Below are 16,351 nucleotides of genomic sequence, written 5' to 3' on the forward strand. Positions count from 1 at the left end.
AGGCAGTAGGCAGTAGGCAGTAGGCAGTAGGCAGTAGGCAGTAGGCAGTAGGCAGTAGGCAGTAGGCAGTAGGCAGTAGGCAGTAGGCAGTAGGCAGTAGGCAGTAGGCAGTAGGCAGTAGGCATCCTCTTCTATTGCCTACTGCCTACTCACTAATTCCTACCTTTTGGCAATCGGCACGTAGTCGCGTTCCGTTGCGCCGGTGTAGAGCTGGCGCGGACGGCCGATCTTCTGGTGCGGATCCTCGATCATTTCCTTCCACTGCGCGATCCAGCCGACGGTGCGGGCAACCGCGAACAGCACGGTGAACATGGTGGTGGGGAAGCCAAGCGCCTTCAGCGTGATGCCGGAATAGAAGTCGACGTTCGGGTAGAGCTTCTTTTCGATGAAGTACTCGTCGGTCAGCGCGATCTTTTCCAGCTCCATGGCGATGTCGAGCAGCGGATCGTCCTTGATGCCGAGCTCGCCCAGCACCTCATGCGCGGTCTTCTGCATGATCTTGGCGCGCGGATCGTAGTTCTTGTAGACGCGGTGGCCGAAGCCCATCAGGCGGAACGGGTCGTTCTTGTCCTTGGCGCGGGCAATGAACTCAGGGATGTGATCGACATGGCCGATCTCACCCAGCATATTCAGCGCCGCTTCGTTGGCGCCGCCATGCGCCGGGCCCCACAGGCAGGCGATGCCGGCGGCGATGCAGGCGAAGGGGTTGGCGCCGGAAGAGCCGGCAAGGCGAACGGTCGAGGTCGAGGCGTTCTGCTCGTGGTCGGCATGCAGGATGAAGATGCGGTCCATGGCGCGCGCCAGCACCGGATTGATCTTGTACTCCTCGCACGGCACGGCAAAGCACATATGCAGGAAGTTGGCTGCGAAGCCGAGATCGTTTTTCGGGTAAATGAAGGGCTGGCCGATATGGTACTTGTAGGCCATCGCCGCGATCGTCGGCATCTTGGCGATCAGGCGCATCGAGGCGACCATGCGCTGGTACGGATCCGAGATATCGGTCGAGTCGTGATAGAAGGCCGACAGCGCACCGACCACGCCGCACATGACGGCCATCGGATGCGCGTCGCGGCGGAAGCCGGTGAAGAAGCGCGACATCTGTTCATGCACCATCGTGTGGCGCGTCACGCGATAGTCGAAGTCGTCCTTCTGCGCCTTGGTCGGCAACTCGCCGTAGAGCAGGAGATAGCAGACCTCGAGGAAATCGCCGTGCTCGGCGAGCTGGTCGATCGGGAAGCCGCGATGCAGCAGGATGCCGGCATCGCCGTCGATGAAGGTGATCCCCGACTCGCAGCTTGCGGTGGAGGTGAAGCCGGGATCATAGGTGAAGGCGCCGGTCGTGCTGTAGAGCGAACCGATGTCGATGACGTCGGGCCCGACGGTGCCGCTTCGCACCTTGAATTCATGCGTCTCGCCGGCGAGTTCGAGCCTGGCGGTCGACCCTTCCGCCTTGCTGCCGGGTTCCAGTTTCGTCGCAGCTTCGCTCATTCTCAAACTCCTTTTGTATCCTCATGCCGGCAAGGCAATTCCTGCAAACGGCACGTCGAAGTCACCGGAATGCGCGAACTCGCCACCGCATTTTAGGAGGTGCGTGCCAGATTGGGCCAAGGCCTAATGTTGCACTGCGAAACGCACCTTTCAATGCCAATCTTCTTGGGCCAGTTCGCTCCTAATCGATTTGATCTCCAATCCGCGCCAGGCTCTCCTGGCGACCCAGCACGGCAAGCACGTCGAACACCCCGGGCGAGGTGCTGCGGCCGGTCAGCGCGGCCCGCAGCGGTTGGGCCACGGCGCCGAGCTTATGCCCGCCGGCCTGCGCGAACTCACGGATCGAAGCCTCCGCCGAGGCGGCGCTCCACTCGCCTTGGACAGAGGACAATGCGCCATGCGCGCCGCGCAAGATCGCGCGCGCATCCGGGTTGAGCAGGCCCGCTGCCTTCTCGTCCAGCGGCAATGGCCGCTCGGCGAACAGGAACGCAGCGCCGTCGACCAGCTCGACCAGGGTCTTTGCCCGCTCCTTGAGGCCGGGCATCACGGCGAGCAGTTGCGCCTTGCGCTTGTCATCAAGCTTTGCCGCAAGCGCGGGGCCGCCTTCGAGATAGGGCAAGGTGGCGACGAAGATGTCGAACAGCGCCTGGTCGTCCATCTTGCGCATATGCACGCCGTTCAGCGCCTCGAGCTTGGCGAAGTCGAAGCGGGCCGCGCCCTTGTTGACGTCGCCGATGTCGAACCATGCGACCATGTCCTTGATCGACATCACCTCATCGTCGCCATGGCTCCAGCCAAGCCGCGCCAGATAGTTGAGCAGAGCCTCCGGCAGATAGCCCATGGCGCGGTAGGCCTCGACACCAAGCGCGCCGTGCCGCTTCGACAGCTTGGCGCCGTCGGCGCCGTGGATCAGCGGGATGTGCGACATCGACGGCACATCCCAACCCATGGCGTTGTAGATCACCGTCTGGCGCGCGGCATTGGTCAGGTGATCGTCGCCGCGGATGATGTGGGTGACGCCCATGTCGTGGTCGTCGACGACGACGGCATGCATATAGGTCGGGTTGCCGTCCGAGCGCAGGATGATGAAGTCGTCGAGATCCTTGTTCGGGAAACGCACCTCACCCTGCACGCGGTCCTGCACGATCGTCTCGCCCGCGGTCGGCGCTTTGATGCGGATCGCGCCCTTGACGCCTGCCGGCGCCTCGGAGGGATCGCGGTCGCGCCACTGGCCGTTGTAACGCGGCGGCAAGCCCTTGGCGCGGGCTGCCTCGCGCATCGCCTCGAGCTCGGCCGGGGTTTCGTAGCTGTAATAGGCCTTGCCCATGCGCACGAGCTCCTCGGCCACCTCGCGATGGCGCGGCGCGCGCTCGAACTGCGATACTGCATCGCCATCCCAGGAGAGACCGAGCCAGGTCAGGCCGTCCAGAATGGCAGCCGTGGCGGCCTCGGTGGAGCGCTCGCGATCGGTGTCCTCGATGCGCAGCAGCATCGTGCCGCCGGTGTGCTTGGCATAGAGCCAATTGAACAGCGCCGTGCGCGCGCCGCCGATATGCAGGTAGCCGGTGGGCGAGGGGGCAAAACGGGTGACGACCTTGTCGGACATGGAACTCTCGAAGAAGCACTGAAAAAATGCATGTTTCGCGCGGACTTCCACGCGGTCGGCGTTCATGTAGCATAGGCGGTCTGGGGCGCAAGGGGCAGACCCGATGGCTGGACGTGGCCGGGGCGCGGGAGAGGGCGAGGGAATAACAGCTGGCGTCAGCGAGCGCCTTATGTTTGCCTATGCCGAGCCTACCGAGGAAACGCCGCTTTCGCTTCCCGAGCTTCGTCCGCCAGCCGAGCTTCCGCCGCCCGGTGGCGGCGCGCCGCAGCCGGCCTCGCCAGCAGCCATCTTCGACCGGATCCGCAAACCGCTCGGCCGCGTTTCGCTTCCTGCGCTGCGCCGAAGCGTTGCCGTCGCCGCCGCGACCGAGCTCGACCGCGGCATCGGCTTTCTCCTGGTGCCGGTCTTTCTGGCCGCCGGCGTCATCTACTACTTCTCGCTGAGCACCGAGCCCGATCTCTACAGGCCACTTGCGGCGGTGGCCCTGATAGCTGTCTGCGCGGCGGTCTCGCGTTCCTGGCAGAGAACGCACCTCGTCTTCATGGCGACGCTTTTCTGCGCGCTCGGCTTTCTTGCGGCCAAGGTCGAGACCTGGCGGATGGCGACGCCGATGCTCGGGTCGGAAATCCAGACGCGGTTGACCGGCCGCCTCGTCACCGCCGAAGCGATGGCCAATGGCCGTGTGCGGCTGACCATCGATCTCATGTCCACGGAGCATCCGACGCTGCGCTATGCGCCGGACCGCGTCAGGGTTTCGGCGCGCAGGATCCCGCCCGGCATGACCGCCGGGTCGATGCTGACCGGCTATGTCCAACTGCTGCCGCCGACAGGTCCGGTCCGGCCGGACAGCTACGATTTTTCCTTCGACAGCTATTTTGCCGGCATCGGCGGCAGCGGCTTTTTCCTGGGCGACCCGAAGCTGATTGCCCCGGCGGAGGCGCCAGTGGGCGCGCGCATTGCGTCGACCATAGAAAACGCGCGCGAAGGGATTGCCGACCACATCCGGACCAGCATCGGCGGTTCCGAAGGCGAGATCGCCGCGGCGCTGATCGTCGGCGTACGCGCCGGCATTCCGGAAGAGATCAACGAGTCGATGCGGCGCACCGGCATCTATCACATCATCTCGATCTCGGGCCTGCACATGGCGCTGGTAGCCGGCACGATCATGGTCCTGCTGCGCGGCGCCTTCGCGCTGTTTCCCGATTTCTCGTCGCGCCGGCCAGTCAAGAAATACGCCGCGGCGATCGCGCTGGCCTCGATCGCCGCTTACCTGGTCATTTCCGGCATCGTGGTGGCGGCCGAGCGGAGCTTCATCATGCTTGCCGTGATGCTGGTCGCGGTGCTCTTCGACCGCGCGGCGCTGACGATGCGCAACCTGGTGATCTCGGCGATCGCCGTCATCCTTGTCTCGCCGCACGAAGTGGTCGGCCCGAGCTTTCAGATGTCGTTCGCGGCCACCGCTGCCCTGGTCGGCGCCTATGCCGGCTTTGCAGACTATCGCGCCGGCAAAGCGACCGCGCCGCCGGCAAAGCGTTCGTTCCTCGGATACCTGTCGCGAAAGCTTGCGGTCGGCGTGGGTGGCGCCGCCGTAACCTCGCTCATCGCGGGCAGCGCGACATTGTTGTTTGCGATCTGGCACTTCCAGCGCGTCTCGCCGCTCAGCCTGCTCGCCAATCTGGCGGTCATGCCGATCGTCTCGCTGATCGTCATGCCGTTTGCCGTGTTGAGCGCGCTGGCCATGCCGTTCGGCCTCGACGGTCCGTTCCTCTATGTGATGGGCAAGGGCCTGACCGCGATGATCGCAATCTCGGCATGGATTTCCGAGCGTTCGCCCGTCGATGCCGTCGGATTGATCTCGATCCAGTCGGTGCTGTTGGCGACGATTGCGCTGGTCATCGCGACCATGGCCACTACCTGGCTCAGGCTTGCCGCCGTTCCCTTCGCGCTGGCCGCGATGCTCGCCATCCCGCATGTCCGCACGCCGGACGTGCTCATCTCCGAGGACGCGCATCTGGTGGCAATGCCGATCGGCGGCGGCGAGCTTGCCATCAACCGCGAACGCTCCAACGAGTTCACCACCGACAATTGGAAACGGGCATTGAAGGCAGAGGACATCGTGCCGCCGGAGACGTTCGCCAAGGACGCTCTGGACATCGCCGATCCCGTCGACCTGCCGCCAGGATCGCCGTTTTACTGTACCGGCGACCTCTGCATCGGCCGGCACCCTTCCGGGGCGATCGTCGCGCTCGCCGAAAACCGCGACAGCGCCCGGCCGGCCTGCGGCTTCGCCGATCTCATCGTCATCAACGACGCCACGGCCTACAATCCCTGCCGCGATCCGCGCGTGCTGGTGGTCACCAAGCGCCAACTGGCGCGTGACGGCAGTGCTGCCGTCTTTTTCGACACGCAGTCGGCAACCGCGCGAGCAGTCATTCAGTATGCCGTTGAAAAGCCATACCGGCCCTGGCACGAGCAGCGCAAATACACCCGTGAGGCGAGGGGACTGCCGCCTTATGAAAAGCCTGAGAGGGCCAAGTCCTCTCAGTCGTCTCAGTAGCGGCGGATCAGCCCGACGAGCTTGCCCTGCACCTTGACCCGGTCGGGCCCGAAGATGCGGGTCTCGTAGGCCGGGTTGGCGGCCTCCAGCGCGATCGATGCGCCCTTGCGGCGGAAGCGCTTGAGCGTCGCCTCCTCGTCGTCGACCAGCGCCACCACGATCTCGCCCGGGCTTGCCGTGTTGGCGTTGCGGATGATGACGGTGTCGCCATCGAAGATACCGGCCTCGATCATCGAGTCGCCTTTGACCTCCAGCGCATAATGCTCGCCGCCCATGATCATATCCGGCGGCACCGAGATCGAATGCGTCTGGTGCTGGATGGCGTCGATCGGCACACCGGCGGCGATGCGGCCCATCACCGGAATGGATACGGCCGAAACGGCGTCGTCGTCATTGCTAGGCGTCGGCGTGCGCGAGGGCGTCGCCGGCTTGACCTGACGGCTGAGATTGCCCTGGCCGCCCTGGATGACGCTTGGCGAGAACTTCTTCGCGGCATTCAGGCCAGGCGCGATCGAGTCGGGCAACCGCAGGACTTCCAACGCGCGCGCCCGGTTCGGCAGCCGGCGAATGAAGCCGCGTTCTTCCAGCGCGGTGATCAGCCGATGGATACCGGACTTCGAGGCAAGGTCGAGCGCCTCCTTCATCTCGTCGAAGGATGGAGGAATCCCGCTCTCCTTCAGGCGTTCATGGATGAACATCAGGAGTTCATGTTGTTTGCGCGTCAGCATTGGCGGCCCCCACGGGTTCTGAAACCAGAATCAGAAAAACAAACCCAGAACAAACACTATCTGTTCCAGTTGTGTTCCGCAACCGTTTAAAGTTTAATGAATTTCTTAAGGCTGCCGAAACAATGTTGCACCCGACGGTGCCCCAACCGGGGCCGAGCGGACGGTGTCATTGATTCCGCTCGATTCTGCAACGCTGCTTAAGCTGAAATGAGAGCCTACGCCATCGCGGCGACGTGAGGTGGGGTCACGTCGCCCGTCCGTGAACATGCTCCACCGTGAACGAAACGGACCCAAAATGCCAACATTGCGGATGATTCCGATCCGTGGTCTTCGCCGTCTATGGACCAGCTAACACAGGACAGAAGGTTCTTGCCCTGTCGCGAATGGTGGTGAGACAACGGCCCTTGGCTGGCCGTACGTGGCACCGGGCCGAAATGGAGGCGGAGCACAATGAGGGGAATTCCCGATCTCGCTGAGGTCGAGGCGATGGACGCCGCGGATCCGCTGCGCGCGATGCGCGGTCGGTTCATCCTGCCGGAAGGCGTGATATACCTCGACGGCAATTCGCTGGGCGCCGCTTCGGTCAATGTTTTCGACGAGATCGAGGCGGCCGCGAAGCAGGAATGGGCGCAGGATCTGATCCGTGCCTGGAACACCGCGGGTTGGTTCGATATGCCTGTCAAACTGGGCGACCGCCTCGGCCGCCTGATCGGCGCCGCGCCTGGCCAGACCGTGATATGCGACACCACCTCGATCAACATCTATAAGGTCCTGCATGCGGCGCTCGCGATGCGGCCGGACCGGTCGGTGATCGTCGCCGAGGGCGACAGCTTTCCGACTGACCTCTACATGGCGGAAGGGGTGGCCTCGACCCGACCCGGCACGGTGCTACGGCTCGAAGGCGTCGATGCGCCGACCATCGAAGAGCTGATCGACGACCGTGTCGCCGTAATCCTGGTCAACCATGTCAACTACAAGTCCGGCCGGCTGCGCGACATGGCGGCCCTGACCCGCAAGGCCCATGACGCCGGTGCGCTGATCATCTGGGATCTCTGCCACGCGGCCGGTGCCCTGGCGGTGGATATCGACGGCTCGAATGCCGATTTCGCCATCGGCTGCACCTACAAATATCTCAATGGCGGGCCGGGCGCGCCGGCCTTCATCTATGCCGCGATCCGCCACCACGGCGACATTCGCCAGCCACTCAGCGGCTGGTGGGGCCATGCCAGGCCATTCGCGTTCGAACAGGGCTATGCCGCCGGCTCAGGGATTCGGCGCTTTCTGTGCGGAACCCAGCCGGTGCTGTCGATGCGGGCGTTGAAGGGAGCGCTTGATCTCTGGGACGAAGTCGACATGACGGCCGTGCGCGAGAAGAGCGTCGCGCTGACGGACCTGTTCATCCGGCTTGTCGAAGCCAGATGCGGCGCCTTCGGCCTTGAATTGGAAAGCCCGCGCAACGGCGCCGAGCGCGGCAGCCAGGTGTCGTTCGCCCATCCGCATGGCTATCAGGTGATGCGCGCCTTGATCGAGCGCGGCGTGATAGGCGATTTCCGCGCGCCGTCGACCGTCCGTTTCGGCTTCACGCCGCTCTATATCGGCTACCGGGATGTCTGGGACGCCGTCGAGGTGCTCGAAGACATCCTGCGCACTGGTGCCTGGCAGGATGCCCGCTATGCGGTCAAGGAGGCCGTCACCTGAAGCGGGGCTCAATGTTCGACGCGCAGGCGGAAGCGCTGGATCTTGCCTGTCTGGGTTTTCGGCAGGGCCGCGATGAATTTCACTGAGCGCGGATATTTGTAAGGTGCGATCCTCGCTTTGACGTGATCCTGGAGACGCTTGACGGTCATGGCGTCCGCCGCCGCGCCCGGCACCAGCACGACATGCGCTTCGACGATCTGGCCGCGTTCGGCGTCCTCCGTGCCGATGACGGCGCATTCCGCGACATCGGGATGCGACAGCAGTGCTGCTTCCACTTCCGGCCCTGCGATGTTGTAGCCGGCGCTGACGATCATGTCGTCGGAGCGTGCGGCGAAATGGAAGAAACCGTCCTCGTCCTGCATGAAGGTGTCGCCGGTCAGGTTCCAGCCGCCACGGACATAGTCCTTCTGGCGGTCATCGGCCAAATAGCGGCAGCCCGTCGGTCCGCGCACCGCCAGCCTGCCTGTCGCGCCGCGCGGCAATTCGCGCATCTCATCGTCGACGATGCGCGCCTCGTAGCCGCCCACCGGCTTGCCGGTCGAAGCCGGCTTCCTGTCGTCGAAGCGGTTGGAGATGAAGATGTGCAGCATCTCGGTGGCGCCGATGCCGTCCAGGATCGGCTTGCCGGTCTTTCGCGTCCATTCCTCGAAGACGGGGGCGGGCAAGGTCTCGCCAGCCGAAACGGCAACGCGCAGCGACGAAAGGTCCGCGCCTTCGTCCATCGCCTTCAGCATCGCCCTGTAGGCCGTCGGCGCCGTGAAGGAGATGGTCGCCCTGTAGGTCTCGATGATGGCGATCATGTTGGGCGGCGTCGCCTGTTCCAAGAGCGTCGCGGCAGCGCCGAAGCGCAGTGGAAAGATGGCGAGCCCGCCGAGGCCGAAGGTGAAGGCCAGCGGCGGCGAACCGACGAAAATGTCGTCGGGCGTCACCTGGAGGATCTCGCGGGCATAGGCGTCGGCGATGATCATCAGGTCGCGATGGAAATGCATGGTCGCCTTCGGCACGCCGGTCGTGCCCGACGTGAAACCGAGCAGCGCGACATCGTCGCAACCGGTTTCGACCGCTTTGAAGATGACGGGTTTGTCGAGCGCCGCGCGATCGAGTTCCGCATCATGGTTGGCAGTGCCGTCGAAGCCGATGACCTGTTTGAGATAGGCGCTGTCCTTGGCGCAGGCGGTCATCTCGTCCATCAGCCTGGTGTCGCACAGCGCGATACCGATTTCCGCCTTGTCGACGATCTTGGCGAGTTCCCCGGCGCGCAGCATCGGCATGGTGTTGACGACGACTGCTCCGACCTTGGTGGCGGCCAGCCAGCAGGCGACCATGGCGGGGTTGTTCGCCGAACGGATCAGCACCCGGTTGCCCGGTTTCACGCCATAGTTTTCGACCAGCGCATGGGCCAGTCTGTTCGTCCAGTCCGACAATTCCTTGTAGGTGCGACGGCGGCCGTTGCCGATCAGCGCGGTGCGGTCGCCGAAACCTTTTTCGACCAGCCTGTCGGTGAGTTCGACGCCGGCGTTGAGACGCTCGGGATAGTCGAAGCCGTCGAGAAGGAAGTCCGACCATTCTTCCGGCGGCGGCAGGTTATCGCGCGTGAACGTATCGGTATGCGCTGAAGGTCCAAGCATGCTGCCGCCATCCTCCCTGCTTGCCCAAGGCGGTTTGCCGCCACCCGGCCGCACCTTCGCGGCGCCACCTGAGTGCGAGCGGGTGCAGGCTTGGGCCGTTCAGCAGACCTCCCATTGTCGGCTGTTCATCAGGCAGGATCGCATCGCTCTAAATTTGTTTCAAGCCTAAAATGTTTTCGCCCCGAGCATTGACGAGGTCCTTGCAGCCGGCCATTGCTGGATGAAGCCTGTGCGTCCTGGGAGGGACTGTTGGTCGAACATCGCATCGCGGATTGGGACAATGCCTACGCCAATGGCGCGAACATCGCCGGCGGCGACCGTTGGCCGGCGGCCTGGGACGGCCCGGCTCGCGTATTTCGCGAAAAGCTGTTGGCGCAGGGAAGGGCGCGGCTCGACATCGTCTATGGCGAGGCGCCCTGCAACCGGTTCGATCTCTTTCTCCCGTCTGCCGCGCCAAAGGGGCTCGTGGTGTTCATCCACGGCGGCTACTGGATGGAGTCACACAAGAATTCCTGGTCCCATCTGGCCGGGGGTGCCGTCGGCCGTGGCTTTGCCGTCGCCATGCCCACTTACACGCTGTGCCCGCAGACCAGGATCGGTGGCATCGTCGCTGAAGTGGCGGCCGCGATCGACAAGGCTGCAGCCATGGTCGATGGCCCGCTGATGCTGACCGGGCACTCGGCCGGCGGACATCTCGCCAGCCGCATGGTGACCGCTACCTCGCCGCTGGCACCCGATGTGGCGCGGCGCATACGCCAGGTCGTTTCGATTTCTGGCCTGCACGACCTGCGTCCGCTGATGTCCACCGCGCTGAACGAGACCCTGAGCATCGACGAACGGGAAGCATCGAGAGAGAGCCCGGCATTGCTGCGGCCCGTCGAGGGAGCCCGCATTACCTGCTGGGTCGGCGGCGGCGAGCGTTCGGAATTCCTGCGCCAGAGCGCGTTGCTCGCCAACATCTGGACCGGGCTCGGCGCGACTACCGATTCAGTGGTCGAGCCGGACCGGCACCATTTCGACGTTGTGGATGGCCTCGCTGACCCGGATCATCCTCTGACCCGCAGGTTGGTCGACGAATAAGGGTTGCTGCTCCGCCGACGTATAGGCGATCGACTTCGTCGACGTCCAATTAGACTAGCGCAGCATCAGCACGCTGCATTCGGCGCCGGCTTCCGCCGCCGGTGAGAAGGGCTGGCGCACGATCAGCCCATTGGCGTCGGCGAGCATTCTAAGCATCGAGGAGTCCTGGATGCAGAAGGGGGTCGCGACCAAAGTGCCGGCGTCTTCGCGCACCACGGCGCGCACATAGTCTTGCCTTAGATCGTTGGCCTGCATCGCGCTTCCCAGCCGAGCCGTCCGCACGTCCTGCTTGAGATCGCGGCCGCCGAGCCGGGCAAGCAGCGGCTTCAGGAAAAGCTGCGAGCAGACGATGCTCGCCACTGGGTTGCCGGGCAGGCCGATGCAGCGGACGTTGCCAAGCCGGCCAAACATCAGCGGTTTGCCAGGGCGCATGGCGATCTTCCAGAAGTCGAGCGTCATGCCTTCGCCGGTGAGTACGTCATGGATCAAGTCGTGATCGCCAACGGAGGCGCCGCCGAGCGTGACGATGACGTCGGCGCCTGCGTCGACGGCTTTGCGGACCAGCGCGGCGATCGCCTCCTTGCGGTCGGCGGCGATGCCGAGATCGAGCGCGCGCGCGCCCACGGATTGCGCGGCGGCGGCAACACCATAGGCGTTGGATGAGATGATCTGGTCGGGGCCAAGCTGGCTGCCCGGCGGCAGCAATTCGTCGCCGGTGGCGATGATCGCGACCAGTGGCTGCCGCACGACGCTCAAGGCAGGGTGGTTGGCCGAGGCCGCCAGTGAAAGCGCTGCCGCATCGAGCACGCGACCCTTTTCGAGCAGCACGTCGCCCTGGCCGAAGTCGAGCCCGCGGCGGCGGATATTGCGTCCCTGTGCGGTTGGCTCCGTCACCTCTATCTTGCGGTTGCCCAGGTCGCGGACGTTTTCCTGGATAACGACAGTATCGGCGCCTTCGGGCACCGGCGCCCCGGTAAAGATGCGTACAGCCTGGCCTTTCCCGACGGATCCGGAGAAGCCGCGCCCGGCCGGGGCCGTGCCTATAACCTCGAGCTGCGCCGACACTGACGCAACATCGGCGGAACGCGCAGCATAGCCGTCCATCGCCGAGGCGTTGAAGGGCGGCTGCGTGCGCAGTGCCGCGACCGGCTCCGCCAGGACCCGACCGGCAGCTTCGGCTAATGGAATGGTTTCACCGGCCAAAGGTGCTGCGCCGTCGAGCAGGCGCTCGAGCGCTTCGGCGACCGGAACCAAGGCCATCAGGAATCCACCTTGTAGTCGCCGGATTTACCGCCGGTCTTCTCGACCAGCCGGATGCCGGAAATCACCATGCCGCGATCCGCCGCCTTGGCCATGTCGTAGATGGTGAGGCAGGCGACCGAGGCGGCGGTCAGCGCTTCCATTTCCACGCCGGTCTTGCCGGTGACACGTGCGAGCGCCGTGACCCTGAGACCGGGCAGCGTGCGGTCCGGCTCGATCTCGACGGCGACCTTGGTCAGAAGCAGCGGATGGCAAAGCGGGATGAGTTCATGCGTCTTCTTCGCCGCCATGATGCCGGCGATGCGGGCGGTGCCCAGCACGTCGCCTTTCTTGGCGTCGCCGGCGAGGATCATCTCCAGCGTTGCGGGCTGCATCGAGACGAAACCTTCGGCGATCGCGGTACGGATCGTCTCGGCCTTGTCGCCGACATCGACCATGTTGGCTTCGCCCTTGGCGTCAAGATGGGTGAGGGCAGGCATGCTCAGATAGCCTCGGCCGGCGCCTTGCCCGTCAGCAGAAGCTCGGTCGCCGCGGCCACGTCGGCCTGCCGCATCAGGCTCTCGCCGACGAGGAAGGTGCCGATCTTGCTCTTCTCCAGCCGGCGGCAATCCTCATGCGTGAAGATGCCGCTTTCGCTGACCAGCAGCCGGTCCGCCGGCACCATGGCCGCCAGGCGCTCCGAAACACCGAGGCTGGTCTCGAAGGTTCTCAGATCGCGGTTGTTGATGCCGATCAGCTGCGACGACAATCTTAGCGCGCGCTCCGTTTCGGCCTCGTCATGCACCTCGACCAGAGCGTCCATGCCGAGTTCGAACGCGGTAGCTTCCAATTCCCTGGCCAGCGCGTCGTCGACGCTTGCCATGATGATCAGGATCGCATCGGCGCCCCAGGCGCGCGCTTCGTAGACCTGGTAGGTGTCGAACAGGAAATCCTTGCGCAGAGCCGGCAGGCGCACGGCTGCGCGCGCGGCCGTCAGGAATTCCGGCGCGCCCTGGAAGGATGGCGCGTCGGTCAACACCGAAAGGCAGGCGGCGCCGCCCTTCTGATAGGCCCGGGCGAGGGCCGGCGGATCGAAATCGGCGCGGATCAGGCCCTTGGATGGACTGGCCTTCTTGATCTCGGCGATCAGCGCGAAATTGCCGGACCTGCGCTTTGCCTCCAGCGCCGCGAGAAAGCCGCGCGGCGCGTCCGCATCCTTCGCACGCGCCTTGATTTCGGCCAGAGGCACGCGCGCCTTTGCCGCCGCTATTTCTTCGCGCTTGTAGGCTTCAATCTTGCGCAGGATGTCCGACAAGGCGTTATCCGTTCGAAATCTCGACCAGCTTGTCCAGCACAGCAAGCGCGCGGCCGCTGTCGATCGCCTGCGCCGCCGCCGCGATACCGTCGGCAAGGGTCGTTACCTTGCCGGCCACGACCAGTCCTGCGCCGGCATTCATCAGCACCGTATCGCGGTAAGCGCCGGCGGCGCCACCCAGCATGTCGCGCAGTTCCTTGGCGTTGTAGGCCGCGTCGCCGCCGCGAAGCTCTTCCTTGGTGTGCCGCTTCAAGCCAACGGCTTCCGGCGTCAAGGTGAAGCTGCGGATCTCGCCGCCGGCAAGCTCCGCCACCTGGGTCTCGCCGGTGGTGGTGATCTCGTCATAGCCGTCGCCATGGACGACCCAGGCGTGATCGGCGCCAAGCGCCTTCAGCGTCTCGGCCACCGGCATGATCCACTCCGGCAGGAAGACTCCGACCATCTGGCGGCTGACGCCGGCGGGGTTCGACAGCGGCCCGAGCAGGTTGAAGATGGTGCGCGTGCCGAGCTCGACGCGGGTCGGCCCGACATGCTTCATCGCCGGATGATGCGCCGGCGCGAACATGAAACCGACGCCGGCCTCATGGATGCAGCGGCCGATCATTTCCGGCGAGATGTCGATCTTGACGCCTAGTGCTGTCAGCACGTCGGCCGAGCCGGTCAGCGAGGACAGGCCGCGATTGCCATGCTTGGCGACCGGCACGCCGGCGGCGGCGATGACGAAGGCCGAAGCCGTCGAGATGTTGACCGAGTGCGAATTGTCGCCGCCGGTGCCGACGATGTCGACGGCGCCGTGCGGCGCCTCGACGCGCAGCATCTTGGCGCGCATCGTGGCGACCGCGCCGGATATCTCGCCCACCGTCTCGCCGCGCACGCGCAGCGCCATCAGGAAGCCGCCGATCTGACCGGGCGTCGCATCGCCCGACATGATGATGTCGAAGGCCTCGCGGGCTTCCTCGAAAGACAGCGCGGTGCCGCTCGCGACCTTGGCGATATGTGTCTTCAGCGCGCTCATCGTGTCTGTGCTTGCGAAACGGCGTTCGGATCGATGCGAACGTTGTATTGCGACTGCAACTGGGCCACCAACTGGTCGAGCAGGTCGTCGGACATGCCGGCGCCGAAGGATTTCTGCGCCTCGTCCGGCACCGCGCTGCCATCGGCGCCCGCCGGCTCGAAGACTTCGGCGACCTTAAACAGGATCTGGCCGTCGCCGGTGGGCGATGGGATCAAGCCGGTGCCGCCTTCGCCGACGCCGAACATGGCCGCAGCACCTTCCTTGCCGAAATCGGCATCGTCGGCTTCGCGCTTCAGGCCGCGCTTGGTCTGCTTCTCGAGCTTGAGCTCGCCGGCGACGACGTCAAGCGTAGTGCCGGCCTTGAGGCGCTTCTCCAACTCCTGCGCTTTCGTGTCGAGCCGCTTGTCGGTTTCGGCCTCGGTCCAGTCGGCCGCCACCTTCTTGCGGACTTCATCCAGCGTGCGGTCGCGCGCCGGCGTGATCGACTGCACCTCATAGAATACAAAACCATTGTCCGTGGTGGTCAGGCCTTCATTTTCGGTATTGGGCTCGGCCGCGAACACCGACTTGATGAGATCCGCCGATTCCGGCAGGTCGTTGACGATCGTGCCGTCCGGACGCAGGCCGGTGCGGTCGATGGCATCGATGGTGACGACCTTGAGTTTCAGCTTGTCGGCTGCCTGGGCGAGCGAGGCGCCTGAGGCGCGGGTGTCCTCATAGCTGTCATGTACGTCGAGCAGGATGCGGCTTGCTTCGCCAAGCGCAAGATCCTTGCGGATCTGGTCGGACACTTCCGCGAGCGGCTTCACGACCTGCGGCTTGATCTCGGTGACGCGCAGGAGCACGGGGCCGAAGGCGCCTTGGACGACTTGGCTCACCTCGTTGGCATTGAGCGAGAACGCCGCATCGGCGACGGCCTTGTCGGCGATCTTGTCCCTGGCCAGCGTGCCGAGCAGCGTGTCGGCCTGCGTCTTGCCTTCGGCGATGACGAGCTTGTCGAACGTGGCGCCTGCCTTCAGCGAATCGTAGGCCGCCTTGGCCGCATCCGGCGTCTTGAACACAAGCTGCTCGATGGTGCGGGTCTCGGGCGTCGTGTAGCGCGCGACATTCTTCTTGTAGTCGTCGCCGACCTGTTGGTCGGTCACCGCGGACGGATCCATGATGTCCTGCGGCTCCAGCCGGACATAGGAGAACTTGCGGTATTCCGGCGCCGCGTAGTTCTTCTTGTTGGCGTCGAAATATGTGTTGAGGGCGCTGTCGGACGGCGCTTCGATCGGCTGCACCAGCGTCTTGGGCAGCACCAGATAGTCGATCGTGCGATCCTCGCCGCGATAGAGCGAGACCGCCTTGAGGAAGGTCTGCGGTACCTTGAGGCCGTCGGAGATCGCCTCGACGATCTGCTGGCGCACAGCCACCTGCGAGCGGTTCTTGAGATAGTCCTCCGGCCGCATGCCGAGCTGATGCAGGAGATAGTCGAAGGTCCGGCGATCGAACTGGCCGCTCGGGCCCTTGAAGGCCGGATCCTCGCGCGTCAGTTCGGCCAGCCGATCCTTGGAGAGGCCGAGGCCTAGCTTGCGCGCCTGTTCGTCGAGCACGGCGCCCGACACGAGCTGCGACAGCACCTGATTCTCGACACCGAGCAGCTTGGCCTGTTCCTGGGTGACGCGCTGGCCGTATTGCTGCGACAGCATGCTGACCTGGCGATCGTAGGCGAGGCGGTACTCGTTGATCGAGACCTCCGTGCCGCCGGCGGTGATCACCGGGTGGTGGCCGCCCAGCATGCCACCCACCATGCGGGTGGTGGCGCCCCAGGCGAGGAAACTCACCACCAGCAAGGACAGCAACGCCTTCGCGACCCAGGTACCCGCCGCGCTTCTCAATATACCAAGCATGCATACTTCCGATTTATGCGCATTTTCGCGTGCGCCGAGTCTGAAACAAGCGCAATAGCGCCCTTCCGGTCCACTGTCGATTGCTTTGTGACCTGATTTTGGTAG

Annotated in this window: 12 protein-coding genes; 3 read left to right on the forward strand and 9 right to left on the reverse strand. The window is 64.7% G+C overall.

The features are described 5' to 3' along the window. Positions 1–159 precede the first annotated feature (159 nt). Positions 160–1,488, reverse strand: a complete 1,329-nt coding sequence (gltA, locus tag DPM33_RS34500; RefSeq protein ID WP_112101922.1) for a citrate synthase — start codon at positions 1,486–1,488, stop codon at positions 160–162. Positions 1,489–1,669: 181 nt separating this feature from the next. Beyond that, on the reverse strand, positions 1,670–3,094 hold the full coding sequence (gene gltX / locus DPM33_RS34505) for a glutamate--tRNA ligase (RefSeq protein ID WP_112101964.1): 1,425 nt from the start codon (positions 3,092–3,094) through the stop codon (positions 1,670–1,672). Between the two features lie 103 nt (positions 3,095–3,197). On the opposite strand from gltX, the gene DPM33_RS34510 reads away from it, so the two are divergent. Beyond that, positions 3,198–5,651: a ComEC/Rec2 family competence protein gene (locus tag DPM33_RS34510; RefSeq protein WP_112101924.1), complete on the forward strand. Its 2,454-nt coding sequence runs from the start codon at positions 3,198–3,200 to the stop codon at positions 5,649–5,651. Here DPM33_RS34510 and lexA read toward each other — a convergent pair. Continuing rightward, positions 5,645–6,379 (reverse strand): transcriptional repressor LexA, encoded by a 735-nt coding sequence (gene lexA / locus DPM33_RS34515; RefSeq protein WP_112101926.1) that lies wholly within the window; start codon positions 6,377–6,379, stop codon positions 5,645–5,647. The two genes, DPM33_RS34510 and lexA, sit on opposite strands and share 7 nt — an antisense overlap. Positions 6,380–6,829: 450 nt before the next feature. On the opposite strand from lexA, the gene kynU reads away from it, so the two are divergent. Beyond that, a complete protein-coding gene (kynU, locus tag DPM33_RS34520; RefSeq protein ID WP_112101927.1) occupies positions 6,830–8,077 on the forward strand; it encodes a kynureninase in 1,248 nt (415 codons plus the stop codon). An 8-nt stretch (positions 8,078–8,085) separates the two neighbouring features. Here kynU and DPM33_RS34525 read toward each other — a convergent pair whose 3' ends face one another. After that, complete coding sequence (locus tag DPM33_RS34525; RefSeq protein WP_112101929.1) at positions 8,086–9,705, reverse strand: AMP-binding protein; 1,620 nt, start codon at positions 9,703–9,705, stop codon at positions 8,086–8,088. A 249-nt stretch (positions 9,706–9,954) separates the two neighbouring features. Here DPM33_RS34525 and DPM33_RS34530 point away from each other — a divergent pair, with 249 nt between their 5' ends. Further along, entirely contained in the window at positions 9,955–10,785 is an 831-nt protein-coding gene (locus DPM33_RS34530; RefSeq protein ID WP_112101931.1) for an alpha/beta hydrolase, read from the forward strand. A 54-nt stretch (positions 10,786–10,839) separates the two neighbouring features. Here the strand turns inward: DPM33_RS34530 and DPM33_RS34535 are convergent, their stop codons facing one another. Genes DPM33_RS34535 through DPM33_RS34555 form a run of 5 tightly spaced genes read right to left on the reverse strand, consistent with a single transcriptional unit; the run spans position 10,840 to position 16,246 of the window. After that, on the reverse strand, positions 10,840–12,045 hold the full coding sequence (locus DPM33_RS34535) for a molybdopterin molybdotransferase MoeA (protein WP_112101933.1): 1,206 nt from the start codon (positions 12,043–12,045) through the stop codon (positions 10,840–10,842). After that, a complete protein-coding gene (gene moaC, locus DPM33_RS34540; RefSeq protein WP_112101935.1) occupies positions 12,045–12,524 on the reverse strand; it encodes a cyclic pyranopterin monophosphate synthase MoaC in 480 nt (159 codons plus the stop codon). The genes DPM33_RS34535 and moaC overlap by 1 nt, the downstream gene beginning before the upstream one ends. Before the next feature lie 2 nt (positions 12,525–12,526). After that, positions 12,527–13,339: an indole-3-glycerol phosphate synthase TrpC gene (gene trpC / locus DPM33_RS34545; RefSeq protein ID WP_112101936.1), complete on the reverse strand. Its 813-nt coding sequence runs from the start codon at positions 13,337–13,339 to the stop codon at positions 12,527–12,529. A gap of 4 nt (positions 13,340–13,343) precedes the next feature. After that, positions 13,344–14,354 carry an anthranilate phosphoribosyltransferase gene (trpD, locus tag DPM33_RS34550; protein ID WP_112101938.1) on the reverse strand — a complete coding sequence of 337 codons (1,011 nt, stop codon included), beginning with the start codon at positions 14,352–14,354 and terminating at the stop codon, positions 13,344–13,346. After that, a complete protein-coding gene (locus DPM33_RS34555) occupies positions 14,351–16,246 on the reverse strand; it encodes a peptidyl-prolyl cis-trans isomerase (RefSeq protein ID WP_112101940.1) in 1,896 nt (631 codons plus the stop codon). The genes trpD and DPM33_RS34555 overlap by 4 nt, the downstream gene beginning before the upstream one ends. Between the last annotated feature and the right edge of the window lie 105 nt (positions 16,247–16,351).

The sequence above is a fragment of the Mesorhizobium hawassense genome (genome assembly GCF_003289945.1).
GTDB lineage: Bacteria > Pseudomonadota > Alphaproteobacteria > Rhizobiales > Rhizobiaceae > Mesorhizobium > Mesorhizobium hawassense.

What these genes read in the sequence shown, in the direction of transcription:
- gltA (WP_112101922.1), bottom strand. Translation starts at nt 1,488, where the DNA reads ATGAGCGAAGCTGCGACGAAACTGGAACCCGGCAGCAAGGCGGAAGGG.
- lexA (WP_112101926.1), bottom strand. Translation starts at nt 6,379, where the DNA reads ATGCTGACGCGCAAACAACATGAACTCCTGATGTTCATCCATGAACGC.
- DPM33_RS34510 (WP_112101924.1), top strand. Translation starts at nt 3,198, where the DNA reads ATGGCTGGACGTGGCCGGGGCGCGGGAGAGGGCGAGGGAATAACAGCT.
- DPM33_RS34525 (WP_112101929.1), bottom strand. Translation starts at nt 9,705, where the DNA reads ATGCTTGGACCTTCAGCGCATACCGATACGTTCACGCGCGATAACCTG.
- DPM33_RS34555 (WP_112101940.1), bottom strand. Translation starts at nt 16,246, where the DNA reads ATGCTTGGTATATTGAGAAGCGCGGCGGGTACCTGGGTCGCGAAGGCG.
- trpD (WP_112101938.1), bottom strand. Translation starts at nt 14,354, where the DNA reads ATGAGCGCGCTGAAGACACATATCGCCAAGGTCGCGAGCGGCACCGCG.
- kynU (WP_112101927.1), top strand. Translation starts at nt 6,830, where the DNA reads ATGAGGGGAATTCCCGATCTCGCTGAGGTCGAGGCGATGGACGCCGCG.
- DPM33_RS34535 (WP_112101933.1), bottom strand. Translation starts at nt 12,045, where the DNA reads ATGGCCTTGGTTCCGGTCGCCGAAGCGCTCGAGCGCCTGCTCGACGGC.
- gltX (WP_112101964.1), bottom strand. Translation starts at nt 3,094, where the DNA reads ATGTCCGACAAGGTCGTCACCCGTTTTGCCCCCTCGCCCACCGGCTAC.
- moaC (WP_112101935.1), bottom strand. Translation starts at nt 12,524, where the DNA reads ATGCCTGCCCTCACCCATCTTGACGCCAAGGGCGAAGCCAACATGGTC.